Source organism: Aeromicrobium sp. (assembly GCF_014378035.1).
GTDB lineage: Bacteria > Actinomycetota > Actinomycetes > Propionibacteriales > Nocardioidaceae > Aeromicrobium.
Genome location: NZ_JACMOM010000355.1, coordinates 1 through 8,445, shown reverse-complemented (window position 1 = coordinate 8,445; position 8,445 = coordinate 1). Strand labels below are relative to the sequence as shown.

Genomic DNA, 8,445 nt, shown 5'->3' with positions numbered 1-8,445 from the left:
GCCCGCGAGCTCGCCCAGCAGCACTCCGGCGGCAGCTCCCCGACCGCGATCCAGGTCGTCGTGCACTCGACCGACGGCCCGCTGACCTCTGTTGCCGCAAAGCGGGTGATCGCCCGCGCCACCGCCATGCTCGAGAAGGACGCGCGTGTCGCCGAAGTGATCCAGCCCCGGCCCGGTGCCACCTTGAGCCAGGACGGCACCACCGCGGTCCTCGTGGCCGGAGCGAATGCCGATCCCAACGAGATGGTCCGGGTCGCCGACGACCTCAAGGGCCCGCTGCAGAGCCTCTCCACCTCCGGGATCCAGGTGAACCCGACCGGCGCCTCACTGCTCTGGTCGGACTTCAACGAGGCCAACCTCTCCGCCATGCTCACGTCCGAGATGGTCTCCTGGCCAGTGACGCTCGCGATACTGGTCCTGGCCTTCGGAGCCCTCGTGGCCGCCGGCCTGCCCCTGATCCTGACGCTTGCCGGGCTCGTGGCCTCCGCCGGATCCCTGGTCCTGATCAACCACCTGGTCCCGGTCTCGATCTGGGCGATGAACTTCGCGATGATGTTCGCGCTAGCCCTTGGCATCGACTACGCCCTCTTCATCGTGGTCCGCTACCGTGCGGCCCGGGCCCGGGCGAGCAGCACGCCGCGTCTCGCGATCGCCGAGACCATGGACACCGCCGGCAAGGCCGTGCTGCTCTCCGGCGCGACTGTGCTGATCTCGCTGTCCGCGGTGATGCTCGTGCCCTCCCCGTCCTTTCGTTCGATGGCCGGCGGGATCATGCTCTCGGTCGTCTTCGTGCTCGCCGCGACGCTCACGCTCCTGCCACTCGTGCTCGCAAAGCTTGACCTGCGCATCAACAAGCTCTCGCTGCCGTGGTCGCGCTCCAACGAGCACCGCTCGGCGAAGTTCGCCGCGTGGGGCGAGCGGCTCTGGGAGCATCCCGTAGCTTTCGGCCTGGCAGCCCTCGTGGTGCTGCTGGCACTGGCCGCCCCGGTGCTTGGCCTCAAGACCGCAATGCCCTCGATCAAGGTGCTGCCCGAGGATTCCTCTGCGCGCGTCGGCTACGACCTGGTCCAGCAAGCGTTCGGCGACGGCGCCCCGGGCACGCTCACGATCGTGGTGAACAAGACCGACGCGACGACCGCGACCGCCGTACTGTCCGACGACACCGGCATCGCCGGTGCCATGCCCGCCATGCCCGCCGATGACGGGTCGTCGTACGCCCTGATCCAAGCCGTGCCAACCGTCGACCCGTCCGACCCCGCGCTCAGCGACACCGTCGACCGGCTCCGCGCCGACCTACCCCCGTCGGCGTACGTCGGCGGTGCCGCGGTCGAGAATCTCGACCTCAAGACGCAGCTCGACGACTCCACCCCGCTGGTCATCGGCGTGATCCTCGCGCTTGGCTTCGTGCTCCTGCTCGTCGCGCTGCAGGCTCCGCTCATCGCCCTCCTCGGGACGCTGGCCAGCCTGCTCTCGACGGCGGCGGCCTTCGGCGTCGCGCGCCTGGTGTTCCAAGAAGGGTGGGGCGCCGACTTCATGGGCTTCGAGCCCCAGGGCTTCCTCGACGCCTGGGCGCCGGTGTTCTTCTTCGCGATGATCTTCGCGATCGCGATGGACTACACCGTCTTCCTGCTCGCCTCGGCCAAGGAACACTACGAACACTCCGGTGACCCGAAAGAGGCCATGGTCGGCTCGTTGGCGCATTCTGGCAGGGTCATCTTCGCTGCCGGAGCCGTGATGGTGGCAGTGTTCTTCACCTTCGCGCTGTCCGGGCCGCTGCCGCCCAAGGAGATGGGCATCGTGCTGGGCGTCGCGGTGCTTCTCGACGCATTCCTCATCCGGCTCGTCCTGCTCCCGGTGCTCCTGCGCCTCACCGGCAACGCAGCCTGGTGGGTCCCGCGTTGGCTGACCCGCGTGCTGCCCGACATCCGCTTCTCCCACAGCTGACCAGTCACCACACCTCACCCACCGAACGGAGATTCACCCATGTGCCGAGCAGCCCGATGCAAGACCTGCGGCAAGACCACCTGGGCCGGTTGCGGCCAACACATCGCGAACGTCAAGGCCGTTGTCCCGGCTGGACAGTGGTGCCCCGGAGGGCACAGCAAGGCCGAGAAGGCCGCGGCCACTGGCTCGAGCAGCGGCAACAGTTTCTTCGGCAGGCTCTTCGGCCGATCCTGAACGACAGGACGGCATCACCAGCAACCGTGCGTCCGTCACGCCACCATGGGGCGTGACGGACGGACCGCTGGCTCAGCGTTTGCTGCGCAGCAGGGCCGCCTTGCGGGCCTCGTACTCCTCGTTGTCGAGCTCGCCGCGGGCGAACCGCTCGTCGAGGATGTCCACCGGATCGCGGTGGGTCGGCCGGTCGGAACGCACACTCTCGCGGTCGCTGCGGTTGTTGGTGCCTCGGAAGATCATGATGCCGGCGAAGATCACGGCTCCCCAGAACAGGCTCATCATCAGGATCATCGCGATCCAAACGCCGGCGCCCATGCCTCCGTCGTTGTACCAACCCATCATCGGTCTCAACTCCTTGTTGTCTGTTGTCTCCACTGTGGCCCCCGAACATCGGCCCCCGGTCGTGATTCTGTGAAGGTTCACTGAAGAATCGGCCCCCTGGTGACCATCGCGCGGTGGCACCGGCCCTTGGCTGGCAGCATGAACGCCATGCCGAAGCCCCGCCGTCCCCAGCCCCTGGCCCAGTCGGCCGGAGCGACGCCGTCCCAGCAGTGGCCGCTGTCCGGGATGCGGGCTCTGGTGGTGGAGGACGAAGCTGCCCTGGCAGCCCTGATCGGCAGCTACTTCGAACGCGACGGCTTCGAAGCCTCGATCAGCCACGACGGACTCCACGCCGTGGCACTCGCTCGCGACGTCGATCCCGACGTTGTTGTCCTCGACCTCGGCCTGCCGAGCCTGGACGGTGTCGAGGTCTGTCGCCAGATCCGCACCTTTTCCGATGCGTACATCGTGATGCTCACTGCGCGCAGCGACGAGATCGACGTCCTGATCGGGCTGTCTGTCGGCGCCGATGACTACCTGACCAAGCCGTTCAGCCCCCGCGAGCTGATGGCACGAGTACACGCGATGCTGCGCCGGCCGCGACAGTCCGCAGAGCTGGCCGGCGCGGGTGAACCACCTGTCCAGCTGCGGTCATTTGGTGCCTTGAGCATCGATACGGCCGGACGGGACGTCTGGCTCGATGGTGAGCCCGTCGCCCTCACCCGGACAGAGTTCGACCTGCTGGCGGCGTTGTCGGGACGGCCCAGGATGGCCTTCAGCCGGCGTCAGCTCATCGACGACGTCTGGGGTCCTTCCTGGGTGGGGGACGAGCACCTGGTTGACGTTCACATCGGCCACCTGCGCCAGAAGCTGGCTGACGATGCCTCAGACAGCATGTACGTCCGCACCGTGCGCGGAATCGGCTACCGGATGGGTACAGGCCAATGAGCGATCGCGTTCGCGGTCGAGCAGGTTTCGCCGCCCGACTTCTCGCAGCGCAGGCCCTGGTGCTCGTGGCCGGGGCCGTGACGACGTGGGTTGTGGCGTCGTTCGTGGGCCCCAGCATCTTTCGCGTCCACCTGAATCGTGCCGGGATCTCGCACACCGCGACCGAAGCCCACCACGTCGAGGAGGCCTTCAGCTCCGCGCTGCTGATCTCGATCTCGGTCGCGCTCCTGGCGGCGACGGCCACCGCCTTGGCAGTTACGTGGTACTTCACCCGCCGGGTGAAACGCTCGATCGGTCAGGTGGCCTCAGCGGCCGCCGAGGTCGCCGCCGGACGCTACGACGACCGAGTCGCCGACCCCGGACTCGGCGCCGAGTTCGCCACCCTTGCCAACAGCTACAACTCCCTGGCACAACGACTCGGAAACGTCGAGGCCACCCGGCGAAGGATGTTGGCCGACCTCGCACACGAGATGCGGACGCCTCTGGCGACCGTCGACGCTCACCTGGAGGCCGTCGAGGACGGGGTCCGCAGTCTGGACAGGGACACACTCAGCGTGATCCGACTCAGCACCCGCAGACTTGGCCGGCTCGCGGAAGACATCGCCGCAGTGTCCGAGGCCGAGGAGGGCACCCTCGACATCCACCGGCAGCGGGTCGCGGCAAGCACCCTGGCCACCGCCGCATCCGAGAGCGCCCGGGATCGATTCGTGGCAAAAGGGGTTTATCTCGACACCGATCTGACCACCAACGACCCCGTGCTGGCAGACCCTGATCGCATCGGCCAGGTCTTGGGCAACCTGCTCGACAACGCCTTGCGACACACCCCGCCCGGTGCCACCGTCACCCTCAGATGCCGTTGCCGCGACCGTTGGGTCGAGTACGCGATCGCCGACACCGGCGAAGGGATCGCACCCGAGCACCTGACCCACCTGTTCGACCGGTTCTACCGAGTCGACACCGCCCGGGACCGCAACCGAGGCGGCTCCGGGATCGGGCTCAGCATCAGCAAGGCCATCGTCGAGGCGCACGGTGGCACCCTCACGGCCGCCAGCCCCGGACCAGGACACGGCGCCACCTTCACCGTACGGCTGGCGCTGGCTAGTCCATAGTCGATTCGAGCCGACAATCCGGACCTGCCCGGGCAGCGAACGAGAGGCGTCAGCCGTCGCCAGCGACCTTCGTCGGATCTTCATCAAATGGGGGTCAGAACTCGAGACGATCGACCGACGCTGGAGATGGCCCTCGGGTTTCTGCCAAGGAACCGGGCCTCGGACCGGGAGAAACCATGCACGAGATCTCACGACGTGGGCTGCTCCTCGGCGGGCTGGCCATAGCCGGCACAGGCGCCCTGACAGCCTGCTCACACCCACCCGCGGCCGCCCCTTCGGCGTTCGCCAAGGCCGCACGACTGCAGCCGCTCGCGGGGCAACGAGTGGTGGAACACCGGCTGACCGCCAAGACGACGTCGCTGGACCTGGGCGGCACCACGGTCGACACCTGGGCTTTCGGTGACACTGCACCAGGACCACTGATCCGGGCCACGGCCGGGGACATGCTGCGGATCCGGGTGGACAACCAGCTTCCGACTGACACGTCCGTCCACTGGCACGGCATCGCTCTGCGCACGGCCGCGGACGGTACGCCCGGCCTCACCCAGGATCCGATCGCTTCCGGCGCGTCGTACCTCTATGAGTTCACCGCCCCGGACCCGGGCACCTACTTCTACCACCCCCATGTCGGCGTACAGCTCGACCGCGGCCTCTATGCCCCGTTGATCATCGACGACCCGCACGAGCCGGGCGACTACGACCTGGAATGGATCGTGGTCCTTGACGACTGGATCGACGGCACCGGGCGAACTCCCGACGACGTCCTGGCCGATCTCACCGGCAGATCCGGAGGCAGCCCGGACTCCATGGGCGGGATGGGCATGGGCGGGATGTCGATGGGCGGCGACCCACCCTTCGGCGACGCCGGCGACGTGACGTACCCCCATTACCTGATCAACGGCCGAGTCGGAACCGCTCCCGACGTACTGCACGGAAAGCCCGGCCAACGAGTCCGACTACGCATCATCAACGCTGGATCCGACACCATCTTCACCGTCGCCCTGAGCGGCCACCGCCTCACGATCACCCACGCCGACGGCTTCCCGGTCCGGCCCCAGGACGCCGGAGCCCTCTACATCGGGATGGGCGAACGGTACGACGCCATCGTCACCCTCGGCGACGGCGTAGGTGCACTCGTCGCCTCGCCGTACGGGAAACAAGGCCAAGCCATGGCCCTGATCCGCACCGGCGCTGGTGCCGCACCAGACCCCGCAGCTCATCCGGCCGAGCTCGACGGCCCCATCCTCGAAGGCGCCGACCTGCAGCCGTCAGCGGCTTCGCGGCTCTCGACCAGCAAACCGGACTCCACCCAGATGGTCCGTCTCAGCGGACAGATGATGCCCTACCGGTGGGCCATCAACGGAGCCCCCTACGGCAAGAACGACCCTTTGCTCGTCAGCGAGGGCGACCGGGTGCGCCTGGAGATCATGAACATGACTCAAATGACCCACCCGATGCACATCCACGGCCACACCTTCGCGCTGCCCAGCGGGCTCCGCAAGGACACCGTGCTGGTCAAGCCGATGGCCTCGCTGGCGGTGGATCTCCAGGCCGACAACCCGGGCAGCTGGATGACTCATTGCCACAACGCCTACCACGCCGAGGCTGGCATGATGATTGCACTGAACTACCGGACCTGATCCGGATGTCCGTGCTCGAGTCCCTCACCACCCAACGGAGATCTCGTGGAGATTGTCATCGCCGGCCTGATCGCACTGGCGCTCGTCGCGTTGGTGGTCGGCGCCCTGTCGGGCCGCGTCCGGTTGACGTCATGCTGCACCACCGCCGATCCCGCTCGAGACCTGCGGATGCGGGCAGCGTTCGAGAACGATCCGCCCCCTGCGGCGTAGTGCAGGGAAAGGGACCTTCGACTCTTCCGAATATACCCCTGGGGGGTATACTGGCCTCATGCGTAACGATACCGATGGCCAGCAGAACATCCCCGTTCGTCATCTTGTGAAGGACCCCGTCTGCGGGATGGACGTGGACAGCGCCGCGACCGACCACACGAGCGTGCACGACGGTGCGACGTATCACTTCTGCTCGGCGCACTGCCAAGCGAAGTTCGAAGCGAACCCGAGGGCCTTCGTCCACCCGACCGTTGGCCCGGCAGCCCCGATACCTCTCACTGACGAGGCAGTCGAGTACACCTGCCCGATGCACCCGGAGATCCGTCAGCCGGGGCCGGGTGCCTGCCCGATCTCCGGGATGGCACTCGAACCTGTCGTCGCAACGGCCCATACCGGCCCGAGCCCCGAGCTGGCCGACATGAGCCGACGGTTCTGGATCGCCTTGGCTCTCGCGGTCCCGGTGGTAGTCCTGGAGATGGGCGCTCACCTCTTCCCGTCACTGCACGACATCATCAGCCCGACCGCCTCGACCTGGATCCAGTTCGTCCTGGCCACACCCGTCGTGTTGTGGGCCGGCTGGCCATTCTTCCTCCGTGGCTGGGTCTCGGTGAAGACCATGCAGCTCAACATGTTCACCCTGATTGCCATCGGCACCGGTGTCGCGTGGCTCTACAGCCTGGTGGCCACACTCGCGCCCGGCGCGTTCCCCGACGCCTTCCGCAGCATGGACGGCACCGTCGACGTGTACTTCGAAGCCGCCGCCGTCATCACCGTGCTTGTCCTGCTCGGCCAGGTCCTCGAGCTCAGGGCCCGCGAGCAGACCTCGGGAGCGATCAAGGTCCTCTTGGATCTCACCCCCAAGACCGCCCACCGGATCACTTCGGACGCCGAGGAGGACGTCACCTTGGACCTGGTGCAGATCGGTGATCGGCTGCGTGTCAGACCCGGCGAGAAGGTCCCGGTCGACGGCACCGTCGAGGACGGTCGTTCCTCACTCGATGAATCCTTGGTGACTGGCGAGTCCATGCCCGTCACCAAGAGCTCAGGTGACACCGTCATCGGCGGCACCCTGAACCAGTCCGGGTCCCTCGTGGTCCGCGCCGACAAGATCGGCCGCGACACGATGCTGGCCCGTATCGTCCAGATGGTCGCGGGTGCCCAACGCTCGCGAGCACCGATCCAGCGGATGGCAGATCGGGTTGCGGCCTGGTTCGTGCCTGCCGTTCTTGGAGTCGCTGTCATTGCCTTCATCGTCTGGGCCTCGGTCGGGCCCGACCCGCGCCTGGCTCATGCCCTCATTGCGGCCGTCGCGGTCCTGATCATCGCGTGCCCCTGTGCCCTGGGTCTGGCCACGCCGATGTCGATCATGGTCGGGGTGGGTCGAGGCGCTGGGCTGGGTGTCCTGATCAAGAATGCTGAGGCACTCGAGCTGATGGAGAAGATCGACACCCTGGTGGTCGACAAGACCGGGACCTTGACCGAGGGACGGCCTTCGGTCACGCAGATCGTCGCGGCCACGGGCTTCGATCGCGATGATCTCCTGAGGCTCGCGGCAGGCGTCGAGCGCGCCTCGGAACATCCTCTCGGCAGGGCTGTGGTGGCAGCCGCTGCGAACACCGGTGTCACGATCCCGGAGGTCACCGACTTCGACTCTCCCACCGGCAAGGGGGTCCAAGGCACTGTCGAGGGACAGACCATCGTGCTGGGCAGCGCAGGGTTCTTGCTCAGCCACGGCATGAACACCACGGCCCTGACTGCCCGGGCCGACGAGCTCCGTGCCGACGGAGCCACCGCCATCTTCATCGGAGTCAATGCCACAGCTGCCGGCATCTTCGCCATTGCCGACCCGGTCAAGGACACGACCGCCGACGCTCTTGCAGCCCTGCGTGCCGAAGGGGTCGAGGTGGTGATGCTGACCGGCGACAACCGGATCACAGCCGAGGCAGTCGGTCGCCGCCTCGGCATCTCCCGCATCGAGGCAGAGGTCCTTCCGGAGAACAAGAGCGACATCGTCAAGCGGCTCCGCGAGGAGGGACGTG

Annotated in this window: 8 protein-coding genes; 7 read left to right on the top strand and 1 reads right to left on the bottom strand. The window is 67.2% G+C overall.

Features of this window, described 5'->3' with window-relative positions; all coding sequences use genetic code 11:
- On the top strand, nucleotides 1-1,944 hold a 1,944-nt coding region (locus tag H7290_RS18825; protein WP_290515554.1), incomplete at its 5' end, for an MMPL family transporter.
- A 39-nt stretch (nucleotides 1,945-1,983) separates the two neighbouring features.
- Nucleotides 1,984-2,178 carry a hypothetical protein gene (locus H7290_RS18820; RefSeq protein WP_290515553.1) on the top strand — a complete coding sequence of 65 codons (195 nt, stop codon included), beginning with the start codon at nucleotides 1,984-1,986 and terminating at the stop codon, nucleotides 2,176-2,178.
- Nucleotides 2,179-2,250: 72 nt separating this feature from the next.
- On the opposite strand, the gene H7290_RS18815 is transcribed toward H7290_RS18820, so the two are convergent.
- Nucleotides 2,251-2,520, bottom strand: a complete 270-nt coding sequence (locus H7290_RS18815; protein ID WP_290515552.1) for an SHOCT domain-containing protein — start codon at nucleotides 2,518-2,520, stop codon at nucleotides 2,251-2,253.
- Between the two features lie 216 nt (nucleotides 2,521-2,736).
- Between H7290_RS18815 and H7290_RS18810 the strand changes: the two genes are divergently transcribed.
- The 5 genes from H7290_RS18810 to H7290_RS18790 form a co-directional block, all read left to right on the top strand.
- Nucleotides 2,737-3,447 carry a response regulator transcription factor gene (locus H7290_RS18810; protein ID WP_366927653.1) on the top strand — a complete coding sequence of 237 codons (711 nt, stop codon included), beginning with the start codon at nucleotides 2,737-2,739 and terminating at the stop codon, nucleotides 3,445-3,447.
- Nucleotides 3,444-4,556, top strand: a complete 1,113-nt coding sequence (locus H7290_RS18805) for a HAMP domain-containing sensor histidine kinase (RefSeq protein WP_290515551.1) — start codon at nucleotides 3,444-3,446, stop codon at nucleotides 4,554-4,556. The genes H7290_RS18810 and H7290_RS18805 overlap by 4 nt, the downstream gene beginning before the upstream one ends.
- 176 nt (nucleotides 4,557-4,732) lie before the next feature.
- Nucleotides 4,733-6,196, top strand: coding sequence for a multicopper oxidase family protein (locus H7290_RS18800; protein ID WP_290515550.1), 1,464 nt, complete (start codon nucleotides 4,733-4,735; stop codon nucleotides 6,194-6,196).
- Nucleotides 6,197-6,241: 45 nt separating this feature from the next.
- Nucleotides 6,242-6,406 carry a hypothetical protein gene (locus tag H7290_RS18795; protein ID WP_290515549.1) on the top strand — a complete coding sequence of 55 codons (165 nt, stop codon included), beginning with the start codon at nucleotides 6,242-6,244 and terminating at the stop codon, nucleotides 6,404-6,406.
- Between the two features lie 58 nt (nucleotides 6,407-6,464).
- Nucleotides 6,465-8,445: heavy metal translocating P-type ATPase (locus tag H7290_RS18790; protein WP_290515548.1), on the top strand; the 1,981-nt coding region annotated here is incomplete at its 3' end.

Bases quoted from the DNA above. Each gene is read 5' to 3' on its own strand.
- H7290_RS18820 (WP_290515553.1), top strand. From the start codon at position 1,984: ATGTGCCGAGCAGCCCGATGCAAGACCTGCGGCAAGACCACCTGGGCC.
- H7290_RS18815 (WP_290515552.1), bottom strand. From the start codon at position 2,520: ATGATGGGTTGGTACAACGACGGAGGCATGGGCGCCGGCGTTTGGATC.
- H7290_RS18805 (WP_290515551.1), top strand. From the start codon at position 3,444: ATGAGCGATCGCGTTCGCGGTCGAGCAGGTTTCGCCGCCCGACTTCTC.
- H7290_RS18800 (WP_290515550.1), top strand. From the start codon at position 4,733: ATGCACGAGATCTCACGACGTGGGCTGCTCCTCGGCGGGCTGGCCATA.